The organism is Streptomyces sp. NPDC001530 (assembly GCF_042894545.1).
Classification (GTDB): Bacteria; Actinomycetota; Actinomycetes; order Streptomycetales; family Streptomycetaceae; genus Streptomyces.
Genome location: NZ_JBIAVS010000025.1, coordinates 136,502 through 154,565, shown reverse-complemented (window position 1 = coordinate 154,565; position 18,064 = coordinate 136,502). Strand labels below are relative to the sequence as shown.

Here is an 18,064-nt window from a genome sequence, read left to right as displayed (position 1 = left end):
TACTGCCGCCCCCCGCCCCCCCCCCCCCCCCCGCCGGGGGCGCCGGCCCCCCCCCCCCCCCGCGGGGGGGGGGGCCCGGGGGGGGGCGCCCCCCCCCGCCACTGCGTTGTCCGCATACGTTCGTCCCGCTGCGAGCCGCCGGGTCAACGGCGGCTCCCCATACGGGAGATCGGGGGTGCACTCGTGCGCATCGGACTGCTGACGGAGGGTGGCTATCCGTATGTGAGCGGTGACGCCAGGCTCTGGTGCGACCGGCTCGTGCGCGGGCTCGGGCAGCACGAGTTCGACATCTACGCGCTCAGCCGCAGCGAGCGGCAGGAGGACGAGGGCTGGATCCAGCTGCCGCCCCAGGTCAGCCGGGTACGGACGGCTCCGCTGTGGACGGCCGAGGACGACGGTGCGGTGTACGGGCGCCGGGCGCGCCGGCGGTTCGCGGACGCGTACGGGGAGCTGGCCGCGGCGGTGTGCGGGGGGCGGGGGACTGCGGATGGCTCGGGGGCTTCCGGGCGCTCGGGGGTCTCCGGAAGCTCGGTCGGTTCCGGCGGATCGGTGGTGTCCCGTGGCGCGGCGGCCTCTGACGGTGTTGAGGCGGACCGTTTCGCCAGCGCACTGTACGGACTCGCCGAACTTGCCCGGGATGAGGGCGGCCTGGTCGGAGCGCTGCGCTCCGAGGACGCGGTACGCGCGCTGGAGCGCGCATGCCGTGCGCCCGGCGCGCTCCGCGCCGCCCGCACCGCGCGCGTACCCGATCTGCTCGCCGTCGCCGCCCACATCGAGCGCGTGCTGCGCCCCCTCTCACTGGACTGGTACGAGGACGACGGGCTCGACTCGGTCGACCTGTGCCATGCCGCGGCCGGCGGCGCGGCGGCACTGCCCGGCCTCCTCGCCCGGCACTTCTCCGGGGTACCGCTGCTGGTCACGGAGTACGGGGTGCAGTTACGGGCGCACTACCTGGCACCCGCCACCGTCGGAGAGGTTCCCGCCGTGCGGGCGTTGCTCGCCGCGTTCCACGGCAGGGTCGCCGCGGAGGTCTACCGGGCGGCCGCGCTGATCACGCCCGGCAACACGCACGCCCGCCGCTGGCAGGAGCGCTGCGGTGCCGACCGCGCCAAGCTGCGCACCGTCTACCCCGGCATGGAGGCGTCCCGCTTCGCCGAGGTGGGGGAGAGCGCGGAGGACAGCGGGTGCGCGGACCCGGACACGCTGGTGTGGGTCGGCCGCATCGAACCGGCCAAGGACCTGATCTCCCTGCTGCACTCCTTCGCGGAGATCCGCAAGGAGGAACCGAAGACACGGCTGCGGATCGTCGGCACGCCCGCCGACGGGCCCGCGGGTGCGACGTATCTGGCCCACTGCAAGGCGCTGGCCGCGCAGCTCTTCCCCGACGAGGCGGAGGGCGTACACGCCGTCGGCGACAACCCGGTGTCCTTCGAGGAGATCGGCGGCCCGGAGGTCCCGAGCCTCGCGGAGGCCTACGCCTGCGGAGCAGTGATCGTCCTCTCCAGCGTCGTCGAGGGCTTCCCGATCAGTCTCGTCGAGGCCATGTTCTGCGGCCGCGCCACGGTGTCCACGGACGTGGGCGCGGTCGTCGAAGTCATCGGCGGTACGGGCCTCGTCGTGCCGCCGCGCAATCCGCGGGCGCTCGCCGAGGCGTGCGTGGCACTCCTGCGCGACCCCGAGCGCCGCGAGCGCCTGGGCGCGGCCGCCCGCGCACGCGCCCTCGAACTCTTCACCGTCGAGCAGAACATCGCGGCATTTCACGGCATTTACCTGGAGATCGTCTCGCACTCCCCGGTGCGACGGGTGCTCGTGGACGAGGAGGGCGAACCGCTGCCCTTCGGAGTCCCGGCCGAGGCCCACGTACCCGGCCGCTGGACCGAGACCCGCCTCATGGCCACGGGCCGGCCGCGCTGGGCGGCAGGGGCGCCGGTGCGGGGCACGGCTCCCCTGGTCGCAGGGGAGGGGGCGTGATGAGCGAACTCGGAGAACTGGACCGCCCGGAAAAGCCGAACAGCCCTGGCGCCTGGGATGCGCGGTCGGAGGAGTCGCTTGTGTATGGGGTCGGGGAGCCGGACGCACGGACGGACGACGCGTCGGAGGGGGTCGACACCTCCAGCGGGGCCGGGGCGTCGGTTCGAGAGGCGGGTGAGGGGGCGGGGGATGCGCGCGCCGGTGCGGGCGGATCGTACGGCGGTACGGGTGGTTCGTACGGCGGTGCGGGCGGATCGTACGGCGATGCGGGTGGTTCGTACGGTGATGCGGGTGGTTCGTACGGTGATGCGGGTGGTTCGTACGGCGATGCGGGTGGTTCGTACGGCGGTACGGGTCGTTCGCGCACCGGTGCGGGTGGTACGCATGCCGGTCCGGGCGGTGGAAGCGGTGCAAGCCGCACTGGCGGGGTAGGCCGCACTGCTGGGGTAGGCCGCACTGCTGGGGTAGGCCGCACTGGCGGGGCAGGTGGTGCTGGCGGGGCAGGTGGTGCTGGCGCGCGCGAGTCCACCGGCTCCACGGGTTCCACCAGCTCCACGGGCGCCACGGGCCGCACCAGCTCCACGGGCCGGACCAGCTCCACCGGTTCCAGCGGCTCCACCGCACGCCGCGGTGCCGTCGACCCTGTGAAGGCGCTGATGCACCGGCACCGCGAGCTCTGCGAGCGCGCTGTCGACCCGTTGGAGATCGCGGCGGGTCTGGAGGCACACGGGGTGACCGACCGGACCGCCGCTCGGTTCCGGCACCGGGACGTGTTCTCGCTGGCCGAGGAGATGTACGCACGCCTGCCACGTGACGGCGAACCCGCGCCCCGCCCGGCGCCCTTGGGGCGCCCCGGCGCGCGCGCCGACTGGGCGGCGCTCGCCCTGTTGCCGGGCGCCCTCTGTACAACAGCAGCGGTCGGGCTGCGGATCACCGACGGGCAGCCGCGCCTCGCGGTCGCCGTGGTCGGCGCCCTCGCCGTGGCGCTCGGCCTGCGCCTTGCCCTCCGCCGCGGCCCCCTGAGCACCGGCCACCGCACGACAAGCGCCACGCGCGCGTGGACGTGCTGGCTCATCGCGTACGCCCTCCTCGGCGATGGACTGCTGAGCGCCGGCCTCGACGGCGGCCCCGACGGCGCCTGGCCCCTGGCCACCGCACCCGTGCTGGCTCTCGCCCTGTCCTGCGCCCCGGCGGCCTGGTGCGCCCACCTCTTCGCCGTACGCGCACGCCGAAGGCTGACCGCGAGCCGTGGCCTGGAGGAATTCGCTGCCTCCGTACAACCCCTGCTCCTCGGGGTGTTCGGCCTGTTCCTGTGCGCCCTCATCGGACTGCTCGCGCTGTGCGGGGCGGCGCTCGACGAGCCCGCCGCGTACGACGGCGCCGGGGCCCTCGGCGCGCTGCTCCTGCTCGCCCGTCTGCTGACAGCGCGCGGCTTCACGCACGCCCCCGCCCTCGTACTCGCCGTCGCGGGCGCGGCCGAGGCGACAGCCCTCGCCACGGTGTTCGCGGGCCGCCTCCCCGGCTGCTCGTTCCTGGCCGCCCCCGTCGAGACCGTCGTCGGCGCCTGGGGACCGGGCGCCGTACCGGCCCTGGTGTGCGGCGCGGCCGCCCTCGTCCTCCTCATCCACTCCACGCGCACCCTGACCCGGGCCTCGGCTCACGCGACGCCGTCAGGGGAGCCGCTGTGACGGGCCATGGGAGCGCAGGCGGACGCCCTGCCGTGGAGGCCGCAAGTCTCCACGTACCGGCAGTCGCGGAACCGGCGGAAGGGGCCGTGCCGGTACATCGAATGCCCGTCGCTCACCCCAGCCACGTTCAGCGTCCCAGCAGCGCCCACATCGCGACGGGCGGATGTACCGGCACGGCCCCGACCACCCACCAACCGCATGCGCCCACGCCGGGCCGCGCGACGGCACGACGTCCGCAACCCCGGAAGACCGCAGCCGCCCCACGCCGGACCATGCGACGGCACGACGTCCGCAACCCCGGAACACCGCGGCCACCCCACGCCGGACCGCGCGACGGCACGACGTCCGCAACCCCGGAAGGCCGCGGCCACCCACCCCACGCCAGACCGCGAGCCCGCACGACGGCCGCAACCCCACAGGGCCGTGGGAACCCCACGCGACCGCGCGACGGCAAGACGGCCGCAAGCCCAGAAGACCGCGGGCACCCCACGCCGGAGGCGCCCGCACCCCTCCCGCGGGGCCGACACCGCGGGCCCTCTCCCCGACCTACGGCATTACTTCGAAGGAGAACGCCAGATGATCACCTCCCGAACCGGAGAATCCGCCCCGGGAGCCGCCCGATGAGGGTCCTGCTGATCGGAGCCAACGGATACCTCGGCCGTTTCGTCGCCGACAGACTGCTCGCCGATCCCGCCGTGCAGCTCACCGCGCTCGGCCGGGGCGACGACGCCGACGTACGGTTCGACCTCGCCTCGGGCAGCCCCGGCGCGCTCACCCGCTTCCTGGACGCGGTGCACCCCGGAGTCGTCATCAACTGCGCGGGCGCCACCCGCGGCGGCGCCCGCGAACTGACCCGGCACAACACCGTCGCCGTCGCCACCGTCTGCGAGGCCCTGCGACGCAGCGGCTGCGGGGCACGGCTCGTCCAGATCGGCTGCGGCGCAGAGTACGGGCCCAGCCAGCCCGGCTCCTCCACCGCCGAGGACGCCGTGCCACGCCCGGGCGGCCCCTACGGCGTGAGCAAACTCGCCGCCACCGAACTGGTCCTCGGCTCCGGCCTGGACGCCGTGGTGCTCCGCGTCTTCTCGCCCACGGGGCCCGGCACGCCCGCCGGATCCCCGCTCGGCCGACTCGCCGAAGCCCTGCGCCGCGCCATGCAGTCCGGCGACGGCGAACTCAAACTCGGCGGTCTCGGCGTCCAACGCGACTTCATCGACGTCCGCGATGTCGCCCGCGCCGTCCACGCCGCCTCGCTCTCCGCCGCACAAGGCGTGATCAACATCGGCTCGGGCCGTGCCGTACGCCTCCGCGACGCCGCCGCCGTCCTCGCCCGCGTCGCCGGCTACGGCGGCGCCCTGCACGAACTCGACGGCCCGCCCGGCCCCATGAGGCCGACCATCGGCCACCCCCGCAGCGAACCAGACCACGCGGCCCCGGTCGCGTACCCCTATCCGGACGGCTGCGGCAGCTGGCAGCAGGCCGATGTGCGCACCGCACGCGACCGGCTCGGCTGGCGGCCCCGGATCAACCTCGAGGAATCCCTCGCCGACATCTGGATGGAGGCGGCATGCCGTATCTGACCAGCACCCCAGCGGGCACCGCGAGCACGGACTTAGCGATCGGCTTCGGCATCCCCGGCTATGCGCACCCCCTCGTCGCTCCCGTCGAGTGGGGCGAACTCACCCGCCCCGGCACCCCCTTGCACTGGGTCGTCCTGAGCGTGGCCAACGGTCCCGGCACGCGACCCGACCCGCACTGCCTCGAGGCCGCCGGACGGCTTCGCAACGCGGGGGTCCGGATCCTCGGGCACCTGGACACCACCTACGGTGCGCGCACCTTCGGCGAGCTGATCTCCGACGCCCACCGGTATCTCGACTGGTACCGGGTCGACGGCTTCCTCCTGCACCGCTGCCCCACCGAACGCACCGCGCTCCCCGAGATCCGCCGCACGGTCACCACGCTCCGCGCACTCCGTGACGACGCGCACATCGTCTTCGGCCACGGCACCCACCCCCACCCCGGTTACGCCGAGAACGCCGACCAGTTGGTGACCTTCTCCGGCCCCTGGAGCGACTACCGCTGGTCGCAGGTCGCCGAGTGGACCGCCGACTATCCGCCCGAGCGCTTCTGCCACTTCGTGCACGGTGTGCCGCGCGGCCACCTGGACGAGGCGCTGCGCATCGCCCGCTGGCAGGGCGCCTCGACGATCTACTTCACCGACCGCACGGACCAGGGCGGGCGCGTCGACCCCTGGGAGACGATGCCCGGTTACTGGGACGAAATCGTCTCGCGGGTCGGAACGGGTGTCTCGGAATGAAGAAGGGCGTGGCAGTGTTACGGCAAGAACAACTGTAGTGATTGACCGACCAACGGAGTCCCCGTGTCGCTGCCACCCCTGGTCGAGCCAGCTTCTGAGCTCACCGTAGACGAGGTCCGCAGGTACTCCCGCCACCTGATCATCCCCGACGTGGGCATGGACGGGCAGAAGCGGCTGAAGAACGCCAAGGTGCTCTGTGTGGGCGCCGGCGGCCTCGGATCGCCGGCGCTGATGTACCTGGCCGCGGCGGGCGTGGGCACGCTCGGCATCGTGGAGTTCGACGAGGTCGACGAGTCGAACCTGCAGCGCCAGATCATTCACAGCCAGGCGGACATCGGCCGCTCCAAGGCCGAGTCGGCGCGCGACTCCGTGCTGGGCATCAACCCGTACGTGAACGTGATCCTTCACGAAGAGCGGCTCGAGGCCGAGAACGTGATGGACATCTTCAGCCAGTACGACCTGATCGTCGACGGCACGGACAACTTCGCGACCCGCTACCTGGTCAACGACGCGTGCGTGCTGCTGAACAAGCCGTACGTGTGGGGCTCGATCTACCGCTTCGACGGCCAGGCCTCGGTCTTCTGGTCCGAGCACGGCCCCTGCTACCGCTGCCTCTACCCGGAGCCCCCGCCGCCGGGCATGGTCCCCTCCTGCGCCGAGGGCGGCGTCCTGGGCGTGCTGTGCGCGTCCATCGGCTCCATCCAGGTCACCGAGGCGATCAAGGTCCTCACCGGCACGGGCGAGCCGCTCGTCGGCCGCCTGATGATCTACGACGCCCTGGAGATGCAGTACCGCCAGGTCAAGGTCCGCAAGGACCCGAACTGCGCGGTCTGCGGCGAGAACCCCACCGTCACCGAACTCATCGACTACGAGGCCTTCTGCGGCGTCGTGTCCGAGGAGGCCCAGGAGGCGGCCGCCGGCTCGACGATCACTCCCAAGCAGCTCAAGGAGTGGATCGACGACGGCGAGAACATCGAGATCATCGACGTCCGCGAGATCAACGAGTACGAGATCGTCTCGATCCCCGGCGCCAAGCTGATCCCGAAGAACGAGTTCCTCATGGGCGCCGCCCTGGAGACCTTGCCGCAGGACAAGAAGATCGTCCTGCACTGCAAGACGGGTGTCCGCAGTGCGGAAGTCCTCGCCGTGCTGAAGTCCGCGGGCTTCGCCGACGCGGTCCACGTCGGCGGCGGCGTGATCGGCTGGGTCAACCAGATCGAGCCGGAGAAGCCGGTCTACTAGGCGTACGGCTTCTTCGGAGGAGGGGCTCGGCACCGCGTGTGCCGGGCCCCTTTCCCTTCCCGTTGCCCGAGGAGGCCTTGGCCGGTGCGGCCGGCCCTCGACGAGGTCTACGAGGCGCAGACCTTGCCGTCCTTCGGCACGGTCCCGTCCAGGAGATAGCTGTTCACGGTCGAGTCGACGCAGTCGCTCCCGCTCCCGTACGCCCCATGGCCCTCGCCCTTCCAGGTGAGCTCCACTCCGACGCCCTTGCCCAGCTCGTCGGCCATCCTGCGGGCGCCCTCGTACGGCGTCGCCGGATCCCCCGTGTTGCCGACGACCAGGATGGGCTTGGCTCCCGGCGCGCTGACCTCCGGGTTGTCGTACTGACCGGCCACCGGCCAGTCGTGACACCAACCCGCCGTGTCCCATCCCATGAAGTCCCCGAAGACGGGGGAGATCTTCTCGAACTCGGGCAGCAGCTTCTTCGTCTCCTCGGGCGCCGGCCGCTGCTTGTCGTCCAAGCACGATATGACCCGTTGTGAATGTGTCGTCGTGCCGTAGTGCCCCAAGGGGTCGCGGTCGTTGTAGCCGTCGGCGAGCTCCAGCAGCTGCGAGCCGTCCCCGTTCTCGGCCTGCTTGAGGGCGCTGGTCAGGCGCGGCCAGCCCTCCTTGCTGTACAGCGGCAGGACGATGCCGGTGAGCGCGAGGGTCTGGGTGAGCTTGCGCCCGCCGTCCGTCGGCAGCGGCTTCGCGTCGATCCGCTTCAGCAGGTCCACGATTTTCTCGGAGCCCTGCTTCGGGTCCTGGCCCGTGGACTTGAGGTAGTCGTCCAGGGCGCGCTGGAAGCCCAAGGTCTGGTTCTTGGCGTGACCCACCGTGTCGGCGCTCGGGTCGACGACGGCGTCCAGGATCAGGCGTCCCACGTTCTTGGAGAACAAGTGGGCGTACACCCCGCCGAGTTCGGTGCCGTAGGAGATGCCGAAGTAGTGCATCTTCTGGTCGCCGAGGACTTGGCGCAGCAGGTCCATGTCGCGGGCGGTGTCCGTCGTCGAGACGTGCGAGAGCAGCTTCCCGGCGGCCTTCTCACAGCCCTTGCCGAAGTCGGCGGCGTCCTTGAAGTACGCAGCCTCCTCGGTCGCGTCGTCCGGTGTGGCGTCCACCGACTCGGCGGCCTGGATCGCCTTGTCGCTGCGACAGCGCACGCCCTCGCTGGCGGCGACGCCGCGCGGGTCCCAGCTCACCAGGTCGTACCGCTCGTGGAGCTCGCCGACGACGCTTTCATACGCGGGCATCGTGGAGACGCCCGAGCCGCCGGGGCCGCCGAAGTTGAACAGGAGGGAGCCGATGCGCTTGCCCTGGCCTCCGGTGGCCTTCGAGCGGATGAGCGCGAGGCCGATCGTCTCGCCGTCCGGCTTCGCGTAGTCAAGCGGCGCCTTCAGCGTCGCGCACTGCCAGCCGCTACCCGGGGCGGGAGAGTCCGAAGTGCCCTTGCAGCGGCCCCAGTCGAGCTTCTGCGAGGTGAGCGAGGCGGGCAGCCCGGAGGCCGCGCCGGAGGAAGGGGCGGCGGCCGACGGCGTATCGCCGTTCTTCCCCTCGTCCTTGCCGTCCCCCGACGAGCCGCTGCTGCAGCCGGCCACCAGCAACGCGGCGGCGGCCGCGGCCGTCCATCGTGCGAAACGCGTCATGAGCTTCCCCTCGCCCGTGATCCGCCCGAAGTCGCGGATCACATGCAGGCCATATTAGGCGTCGACGGTCAGTCGCCACCGAGCCCTGTGGATAACTCTTTGACCTGTGGTTTTCTAAGAGCAGATGGTCCCGGCCGCTGGCAGGGTCCCCTCCAGCAGATAGCCGTTCACAGCGCCTTGCACGCACTTGTTCTTGCTGTCGTACGCCCCGTGCCCCTGGCCCTTGTACGTCAGCTCGACGCCGACTCCCTTGCCCAGCGCGTCCACCATCTTCTTCGCGCCCTCGTACGGTGTGGCCGGGTCGCCGGTGTTGCCGACCACGAGGATCGGTGCCGCACCGGCTGCGCTGACGTCCGGGTGGTCGGCGGCGCCTGCCACGGCCCAGTCGGTGCAGGTGACCATGCCCCAGGCCAGATAGTCGCCGAACAGCGGCGAAGCGGCCCGGAACTCGGGCAGTTTCGACTCCACGTAGTTCGAGGTGTAACGCGGCTTGTCGTCCGCGCAGTTGATGGAGACGTTCGCCGCGACGAGGTTGCTGTACTGGCCGTTCTCGTTGCGGCCGTTCATCGAGTCCGACAGCAGCATCAGCACCCTGCCGTCACCGTCGTACGCCTGCTCCAGCCCCTCCGTCAGGTACTCCCAGAAGTCCTTGGAGTACAGCGCCTGCGCGATGCCGTTGGTCGCGGCGGTCTGCGTGAGCTCGCGGGGGAAGACGCCGGGGATGGGCTTGCGGTCGAGATCCCTCAGCAGCTTGGCGATGCGGTCCTTGACGTCCTGCGGGGTGTCGCCGATCGGGCAGGGTTCGGTCTTCGAGGTGCAGTCGGCGGCGAAGTTGTCGAGCGCGAGCTGGAAGCCCTTGGCCTGCCCGAGCGAGCTCTGCTCGGGGTTCTGCGTCGGGTCGACGACCGCGTCGAAGACGGCGCGTCCCACGTTCTTGGGGAACAAGTGGGCGTAGACACCGCCCAGTTCGGTGCCGTACGAGATGCCGAAGTAGTGCAGCTTGTCGTCGCCGAGCACCTGACGCATCAGGTCCATGTCGCGGGCCGCGTCGGTCGTGCGCAGATGGGGGAGGGTCTTGCCGGAGTGCTTCTCGCAGTCCCCGTTGAACGTCTTGGTGTTCTCCAGGAGCTTCTGCTGCTCGGCGGTGTCGTCCGGGGTGGCGTCCTGCTGGAAGTACACGTCGAGCTGGCTGTCGTTCTCGCACTTCACACCATCGCTGCGGCCGACCCCGCGCGGGTCGAAGCTCACCAGGTCGTAGCGGGTGCGCAGCTTGGCGTAGCCCTCGCCGAAGGCGGGCAGTGTGGTGACACCCGAGCCGCCGGGGCCGCCGAAGTTGAAGATGAGGGAGCCGATGCGCTTGCTCTGGTCGCCGCTCGTCGTCGCCCGGATCAGCGCCAGCCCGATCGTGTCGCCCTTGGGGTCGGACCAGTCGAGGGGCACCTTCAGTGTGGCGCACTGCCACTCCGTACCGCCCGGCAGGGGCGAGGGAGGATTGCCGCCGCCTTCGGACGCGGACGGTGCCGGGCACTCCTTCCAGCTCAGCTTCTGGGCCGTCAGGTCCTCTTCCTTGGACTCGCCGCTGCAGCCCGTCATCAAGGAGGTCAGCAGGACGGCGGTGACGGTCAGGGCAGCGACGCGCAGCTGGGGAGGGTTCGGCATATTCCCCATCCTGCGGGCGTGCGGAGCGGGGCGCGCGGGGCGCGAGCCGTGTGGGTGAGGGCGCGCCGCGGACTCGTAGGGGATGGCCTGCGGATTCGTACGGGATGGTTCTGTGGACGCCGTACGGGATGGCCGTACGCCCGCCTAGAGCGCTCCCTTGCGCGTCAGGTGGTTGAAGAACAGCCACCCCGGGAGCACCGGAAGCCACAGTGTCAGCAGCCGGTACAGCAGCACCGCGGGCGCCGCGACCTCCTTGGGGAGGCCGACGGCGATCAGACCGAGCGTGAGGCTGGCCTCGACCGCGCCGACGCCGCCGGGGGTCGGCGCCGCCGAGCCGAGCGCGTTACCGGCGAGGAAGACGACGGCGACGCTGGCGAGGCTGAGCGTGGTGGTCTCCTCGTGGCCGAACGCGCGGATCGAGGCGTCCAGGCACATCACGAAGCAGGCGGTGAGCAGCAGCATGCCGCCGATGCCGGTGACCAGCTTCTGCGGCCGCTGCAGCACGTCGAGCATGCGCGGTACGACGCCCGCGAACAGCGACCTCACGCGCGTGACGATGAATTTGCGCAGGAACGGCACCGACGTCACCACGAGGACCAGCACCGCGACCGTCAGCAGACCCGCGATGACCGTGCGGGACGGCGACAGGGACGGCGTCTTCTCGGTGCCGGTCAGATAGCCGAAGGACAGCAGCATCAGGATGTGGCAGCCGAGCCCGAACAGCTGCGACGCCCCGACGCTCGCCACCGCGAGACCCGGCCGCACCCCGGCGCGCTGCAGGAAACGCGTGTTGAGCGCGACACCGCCGACCGCGGCGGGCGCCACGATCTTCACGAACGAACCGGCGACCTGTGCCGCCACGGTCCGCAGGAACGGCACCCGCTCGGGCACGAAGCCGAGCAGGCTCATCGCCGCCGCGAAGTAGCTCAGCGCCGAGAACAGCACGGCCGCGGCGACCCAGCCCCACTCGGCGTTGTCGAAGAGGGTCCCGAACTCGATGTGGGTGAGCTGCGTCAGCAGGAAGTACGCGCCGATCGCACCGGCGATGAAACTGATCAGCGTGCGCGGCCGGACGCGCTCCAGTCGAGCCGGTTCGACCGGTGCCTGCGGCCTGATCAGCAGCACCTGATGGCGGATCTGGGTGAGCAGATCCTCCTCGCGCGCCTCCTCCAGAGCCTCGTCGATCGCCCGCTTCTCGGCCCGCTGCTCGGCACGTACGGCCTTCTTGCCGGGCTTCTCCGGTACGGGCGCTGTGGCTTCCTTGGCCTCTTCGGTGCGGGCGAGCTTGTCCAGCCGGGAGGCCTCCAGGACGGCCTCGCGCTCGCGGTGCGCGCGCTCCCGTGCCAGTTTCCGCAGCGTCGCGCGCGTGGAGCGCGTCAGCGCGATCGGCTGCAGCATCGGCAGACAGTCCGCGACCGCGTCCGGGCCGAGCACGCCGACCGCCGACGCGACCGCGCGCTCCGCGCCCACGCGCAGTCCGAGGGTGGTGACCAGCTGGGCGATGTCCATGCGCAGCAGCAGGTCCCCCGCCGCGATCTCGCCGCCCCGCAGATCGGTGAGGATCACCGTGCCGGAACGATCCACCAAAATCGCGTCACCCGCGAGCCTGCGGTGCGCGATGCGCCGGGACTGCAGGGCCTGCACCTGATGCCAGGTGTCGCGCAGCAGCTCGTCGGTGATGAGCTCGTCGGGCAGCGAGTCGAGCGTGCGGCCACCCGTGTGCTCGTAGACGAGCATCACGGCGTCCGGACCGAGTTCGGAGGTCGCGATCAGCTTGGGCGCGTTCGCCCCGGCCGCGATGGCCGCGTACGCGAGGAGCGCCTCCTGCTCCAGGGCCTGGCGCAGCGACTGGAGACTGCGGCGCGTGGTGATGCCGCGCAACGTCAGGCGGCGCCATACGCGGTAGAAGAAGCCCTGAGCCTGCTGCTCGCGGTCGACCACTGTGACGTCCAGTGGCCGGCCGTCCTCCAGGGTGACGAAGTAGCGCCGGCCGCGGTCGCCGTTCTCCGTGGCCTCCGGCGACTCCTCGCGGGCCGCGGTCACCGGGTGGAAGCCGACGTGCCGCAGGCCCGCCATCAGCGTCCGCCCGGTGGGCCGCACGTTCGGCGAGCCGACCGCGTACAGCGTCCCGTACGCGACGGTCCAGCCGATCAGCACGGTGAGGATGATCGAGAACGGCGTCGTATAGCCCGTGACCAGCATGGAGAAGGCGTCGAGGAGCAGCACCACCCAGAGCACCGCACGCCAGCGCGGCCTGCGGGACATGCCGACGGCCGTCATATAGGCGATGACCGGTGCGAGATAGCCGTGCACGGGGTCGGTGAGGGCGTGGATGTCACCGGGCGAGGGCTGGGTGAGCGCCTCCTGGATGGAGTCCGGGGCCGCCTTCGCGACCCATAGGTCTGTGGCGAGCGTCACTCCGTGCGCCAGGACCGCGGCGAGGACGCCGTCGGCGATGCGCAGCCCGTCCCGCTTGATCAGCCGCTCGATCGCGAAGGCAACGGGAACCAGGAGGATCGCGATACTCGACGCCAGACCCGCGATCTTGATCAGCAGATCGGGTGCCTGGCCCGTGCCCTTGTTGATGTCCTGTTCGAGCCCCGAGGTGGTGCCGTGCGCGAACGCGGCGATGGCGAGCAGCACGACGATCGCGAGGAATCCGACCAGGAGCCGCATCAGATCGGACGGACGGTGCACGCGCGCGGGGAGCAGTGGTTCGTCGCCCTCGACCTCGTCGGCGTGGGCTTCGTCACCGCAGTCGGCGCCCTGCTTGACCTGCTTCTTCTCGTTTTCGTGCGTCTTAGGGGCGGGCTCGTGCGTCTCAGGCGTGGACGTTTCGCCTGCCGTGGAGGCCGAATCGCTCGCCCCGGAGGCTGTGTCCTTCTCGCCTTTCTCGTCGACGCCGTCGGCGTCCGGGCGCGACGAGGCCTCGGAGGTGCCCTCCGCGTCTTCGGGGTGCACGCCCTGCTGCCTCATCGTCTCTTCTTGATCTCGTATCACCAGTCACCGCCCGCACGATGGTGGCATGCCCGGCCGACACACGGGGGCATCAGGGTGCAAATGCGGGGGCGCACAGTCTGCCCCAAGCGTCGTCGCGGGGCGAGGGATACGCACAGTCGTCACCGCGTCACATTGTCGGTGGGGTGGGGCAGGATGGGGCGGATGAGCGAGGAGAGCCTTCCGGCGGACGCCCTGCCGGAGTACGCGGAGCGGGTCCTCGAGGTCGCCGAGCTGATCCCGCCCGGGCGCGTCATGACGTACGGCGACGTCGCCGAATGGCTGGGGGAGGGCGGGCCGCGCCAGGTGGGCCGCGTGATGGCCCTCTACGGAGGAGCGGTTCCGTGGTGGCGCGTCGTACGCGCGGACGGCGTGCTGCTCCCGGGCCACGAGCTGGAGGCGCTGGCCCACTACCGCGACGAGGCCACGCCCCTGAAGGAGGCGAGCAGAGCCTCCGAGGGGCATCAGCCGCGCATCGACATGAGACGGGCGCGATGGGACGGCGGCGAGCGCGCGGAAGGTCACACCTGACAGCTTCCGCCATCGGACGGGCGGAAGGGGAACCTGTGGCCCGTACGGAGGAAACGAGGCACATCCGTGACATGCCGTACGTTCGTGAAGCGAGGGACGCACGTGGCGTGAGGGAAGAAGGGGAAGCCCTCCTTCCACGTAGCTCACCGGCGTAGCGTCGTCGGCGCGCGTCTCCCTCACCCCGCGGCCACCGCCCTCCACACGCGGCGGCCTTTCCACCCGTCGCCCGACCACCACCCCTCCATGACGGCGCTCCGCGCCGGCAGTGTCAAACCGCACAACCACCAGGACCGGCGAACCACGTGAGCTCCTCTTCTTCCACCAGGCGCTTGGCGCACCCCCAGGTGCGCCAAGGGACCCGCGGCGCGTACCGACTGGTGCGTACCCCGCCGGCCCGGGTGGATCCCCCTCGTCTGGACGCAGGGCAGCGCGCGGTGGTTGACCACAGGAGCGGTCCGTTGCTCGTTCTCGCAGGTCCGGGCACCGGCAAGACGACCACGCTCGTCGAGTCCGTGGCCGCCCGGATCGCACGGGACGGCGACCCGGAGCGGGTCCTGGTGCTGACGTTCAGCAGGAAGGCGGCCGTCGAACTGCGCGACCGCATGGCACTGCGCATAGGGGCCGCCCGCGCGCCCCAGGCCACGACCTTCCACTCCTTCTGCTACGCCCTGGTCCGTGCCCACCAGGACAGCGACCTGTTTGTGGAGCCGCTGCGCCTGCTGTCCGGTCCCGAACAGGACGTGGCCGTGCGTGGGCTGCTCGCGGGCCAGCCCGACCTGGAGCGGCTGGGCCTCGCGCATGTGCGCTGGCCCGACGAGCTGCGCGCCTGCCTGACCACCCGCGGCTTCGCCGACGAGGTCCGCGCGGTCCTCGCCCGCAGCCGTGAACTCGGCCTGAGCCCCGATGCTCTGGACGCCTTCGCCCGGCGCATCGGCCGCCCCGACTGGGGTGCGGCGGCGGCCTTCCTCGCCGAGTACCTCGACGTTCTCGACCTGCAAGGAGTACTCGACTACGCGGAACTGGTCCACCGCGCGGTGCTGCTCGCCCGGCGCCCCGAGGTCGCCGAGCGCCTCGCTGCCCAGTACGACGCCGTCTACGTGGACGAGTACCAGGACAGCGACCCCGCGCAGGTGCGGCTGCTGCGTGCCCTCGCGGGTGGCGGGCGCACACTCGTCGCCTTCGGCGACCCCGACCAGTCGATCTACGCCTTCCGGGGCGCCGACGTGAACGGCATCCTGGACTTCCCCGACGCCTTCCCGCGCGCGGACGGCCGCCCGGCGCCGGTCGAGGTCCTCAGGACGTCCCGTCGCTCGGGCGCCGCCCTGCTGGGCGCCACCCGCCTGGTCACCCAGCGCATGCCGCTGACCCGTCTCCCGGCGGAGAAGGTACGCGCCCACCGCGAGCTGTCCCCGGTACGGGACGGGGGGCGCGTCGAGGTCTACACGTACCCGACGCCGGGCACGGAGCTCGACAACATCGCGGACATCCTGCGCCGCGCCCACCTGGAGGACGGCGTCCCCTGGAGCGACATGGCCGTCCTGGTGCGCGCGGGCTCCCGAACGATCCCCACGATCCGGCGGGCACTCACTGCCGCGGGGGTGCCGCTCGACATCGACGGCGACGATCTGCCGCTGCGGCACGAGCCCGCGGTCGCGCCGCTGCTGACGGCGTTGCGGGCGGTGGCACAAGCAGAGCTGGGTGAGGATTCCGGCACTGAACCGGCCGCACCCACAGAAGGCGAAGACACCCGCGGCGAGGAACCCGAAGAGGGCACCCACTCCGACTTCGAAGGGGCCATCGGTTCCGAGGAAGTCAGCGGCTCCGAGGGCGCCATCGGTTCCGAGGACGTCACCGGCGAAGAGGCCGCCGACTCTGAGGAAGTCACCGGATCCGCGGACGTCACCGGCTCCGACACCGGCTCCAAGGACGTCACCGGTTCCGAGGGTGACACCGGCTCTGAAGCAGCCGCAGACTCTGAAGCAGCCGCAGACTCCGAAGCGTCCGCGGTCGAGCCGCCCTGGCTCGACACCGAAACCGCGCTCACCCTGCTCGCCTCGCCCCTCGCGAGCATGGACGCCGCCGATCTGCGGCGCCTGGGCCGCGCGCTGCGCGACGAGGAGCGCGCCGCCGGCAACCTCGTACCGCCGCCGTCCGACGACCTCCTCGCTCGCGCGCTGGCCGAGCCGGAGCGGCTCGTCGCGCACGACCCGGCGTACGCCCGAGGAGCCCAGCGCCTTGGCGCGCTGCTGCGCAAGGCACGAGAGCGCCTCGCGGGCGGTGGGACGGCCGAGGAGGCGCTCTGGGACCTCTGGGAGGGCACCCCGTGGCCGCAGCGCCTGGAGCGGGCTGCCCGGCGCGGCGGCGCGGCCGGGCGCAACGCCGACCGGGACCTCGACGCGGTGTGCGCGCTGTTCGCGACCGCGGCGCGCGCCGAGGAGCGCACCGGGGGCCGCGGCGCCCTCAACTTCCTCGAGGAGATCGAGGCCGAGGACATCGCCGCCGACACGCTCACCCGCAGGGCCGTACGCCCCGAAGCCGTACGCCTGATGACCGCGCACCGCTCCAAGGGCCTGGAGTGGCGCCTCGTCGTCGTCGCGGGCGTCCAGGAGGGCCTGTGGCCGGATCTGCGCCGCCGCGGCTCCCTGCTGGAGGCGGACCGCATCGGACGCGACGGCCTCGCCGAACCCCTCACGCCCGGAGCACTCCTCTCCGAAGAGCGCCGTTTGTTCTACGTGGCCGCCACGCGCGCGCGTGAACGCCTCGTCGTCACCGCCGTGAAGGCCCCCGCCGACGACGGCGACCAGCCCTCCCGCTTCCTCACCGAACTCGGCGTCGAGGCCAAGGACGTGACCGGCCGCCCGCGCCGCCCGCTGTCCGTCGCCGCACTGGTCGCCGAGCTGCGCGCCACGACCGTCGACCCGCGCGTCTCGGACGCCCTCAGGCAGGCCGCGGCCCGCCGCCTCGCCCGACTCGCCGCGCTCGCCGACGAGGACGGGCGTCCGCTGGTCCCCTCCGCGCACCCCTACCGCTGGTGGGGCATGTACGAGCCGACCGAGAGCAAGGTCCCGCTGCGCAACCGGGACCAGCCCGTCGTGCTCTCCGGAAGCGCCCTCGACCAGCTCGCCAACACCTGTGCCCTGCAGTGGTTCCTGGGCCGCGAGGTGAAGGCGGACGCGCCCGCGACCGCCGCCCAGGGATTCGGCAATGTGGTGCACGTCCTCGCCGACGAGGTCGCGTCCGGACACACCCCCGCCGACCTGGCCGTCCTCATGGAGCGCCTCGACTCCGTGTGGAACGCGCTCGCCTTCGACGCGCCCTGGAAGTCCGCCCAGGAGAAGGAGCACGCGCGCGTGGCGCTCGAACGCTTCCTGAGGTGGCACGTCATGGACCGCACCGGACGTACGCCGGTGGCCAGCGAGCACGACTTCGACGTGACGCTCGAAGCGGGCTCCTACGAAGTACGCATCCGCGGCTCCATGGACCGCGTCGAGGCGGACACCGAGGGCCGCGCCTATGTGGTGGACTTCAAGACCGGCAAGCAGGCGCCGAGCGCCGCCGAGGTGACACACCACCCGCAGCTCGCCGTCTACCAGCTCGCCGTCCGCGAAGGCGCCGTCGACGACGCCTTCGACGGCGCACGCCCCGAGCCGGGCGGCGCCGAACTCGTCCAGCTGCGCCAGGGCGCCGCCAAGAAGAACGGCGGCGAGATTCTCCCCAAGGTGCAGGCCCAGGAGCCCCTGGAGGGCGAGTGGGTGGGCGACCTCCTGGCCACGGCCGCCGGAAAGGTTCTCGACGAACGGTTCTCGCCGACGACGGGACAACACTGCACGCACTGCGCGTTCCGGGCGTCGTGCAGCGCCCGGCCGGAGGGGCGGCACGTCGTCGAGTGAGGTGCCCGAGGGACGTCACACAGACGAGTGATGTACGGCACCACGTGTGCTGACCAGCGGTTCTTTCGCCTCGACGGCCGATGTGGCCCCGGCTGTCAGTGGGCG

10 protein-coding genes are annotated in these 18,064 nt (G+C 71.8%); 7 read left to right on the top strand and 3 right to left on the bottom strand.

The window, feature by feature from the left end:
- Nucleotides 1–183: 183 nt before the first annotated feature.
- The 5 genes from ACFY0T_RS40585 (at nucleotide 184) to moeZ (ending at nucleotide 7,218) form a co-directional block, all read left to right on the top strand.
- Entirely contained in the window at nucleotides 184–1,971 is a 1,788-nt protein-coding gene (locus ACFY0T_RS40585) for a DUF3492 domain-containing protein (protein ID WP_388882949.1), read from the top strand.
- A gap of 656 nt (nucleotides 1,972–2,627) precedes the next feature.
- Nucleotides 2,628–3,659 (top strand): hypothetical protein, encoded by a 1,032-nt coding sequence (locus ACFY0T_RS40580; protein ID WP_388882982.1) that lies wholly within the window; start codon nucleotides 2,628–2,630, stop codon nucleotides 3,657–3,659.
- Nucleotides 3,660–4,279: 620 nt separating this feature from the next.
- Entirely contained in the window at nucleotides 4,280–5,239 is a 960-nt protein-coding gene (locus ACFY0T_RS40575; RefSeq protein ID WP_388882946.1) for an NAD-dependent epimerase/dehydratase family protein, read from the top strand.
- Entirely contained in the window at nucleotides 5,227–5,976 is a 750-nt protein-coding gene (locus ACFY0T_RS40570; protein ID WP_388882943.1) for a spherulation-specific family 4 protein, read from the top strand. The genes ACFY0T_RS40575 and ACFY0T_RS40570 overlap by 13 nt, the downstream gene beginning before the upstream one ends.
- Nucleotides 5,977–6,039: 63 nt before the next feature.
- Nucleotides 6,040–7,218 (top strand): adenylyltransferase/sulfurtransferase MoeZ, encoded by a 1,179-nt coding sequence (gene moeZ, locus ACFY0T_RS40565; RefSeq protein ID WP_388882940.1) that lies wholly within the window; start codon nucleotides 6,040–6,042, stop codon nucleotides 7,216–7,218.
- Between the two features lie 107 nt (nucleotides 7,219–7,325).
- On the opposite strand, the gene ACFY0T_RS40560 is transcribed toward moeZ, so the two are convergent.
- The 3 genes from ACFY0T_RS40560 to ACFY0T_RS40550 all read right to left on the bottom strand — a co-directional run bounded on the left by ACFY0T_RS40560 (nucleotide 7,326) and on the right by ACFY0T_RS40550 (nucleotide 13,517).
- Nucleotides 7,326–8,882, bottom strand: a complete 1,557-nt coding sequence (locus ACFY0T_RS40560) for an alpha/beta hydrolase (RefSeq protein ID WP_388882937.1) — start codon at nucleotides 8,880–8,882, stop codon at nucleotides 7,326–7,328.
- Nucleotides 8,883–8,996: 114 nt separating this feature from the next.
- Entirely contained in the window at nucleotides 8,997–10,541 is a 1,545-nt protein-coding gene (locus ACFY0T_RS40555) for an alpha/beta hydrolase (protein WP_388882934.1), read from the bottom strand.
- Nucleotides 10,542–10,685: 144 nt separating this feature from the next.
- Complete coding sequence (locus ACFY0T_RS40550; RefSeq protein WP_388882931.1) at nucleotides 10,686–13,517, bottom strand: lysylphosphatidylglycerol synthase domain-containing protein; 2,832 nt, start codon at nucleotides 13,515–13,517, stop codon at nucleotides 10,686–10,688.
- A 186-nt stretch (nucleotides 13,518–13,703) separates the two neighbouring features.
- Here ACFY0T_RS40550 and ACFY0T_RS40545 point away from each other — a divergent pair, with 186 nt between their 5' ends.
- On the top strand, nucleotides 13,704–14,069 hold the full coding sequence (locus ACFY0T_RS40545; protein ID WP_388882928.1) for an MGMT family protein: 366 nt from the start codon (nucleotides 13,704–13,706) through the stop codon (nucleotides 14,067–14,069).
- Nucleotides 14,070–14,371: 302 nt separating this feature from the next.
- On the top strand, nucleotides 14,372–17,959 hold the full coding sequence (locus tag ACFY0T_RS40540; protein WP_388882926.1) for an ATP-dependent helicase: 3,588 nt from the start codon (nucleotides 14,372–14,374) through the stop codon (nucleotides 17,957–17,959).
- The last annotated feature ends 105 nt before the right edge of the window (nucleotides 17,960–18,064 follow it).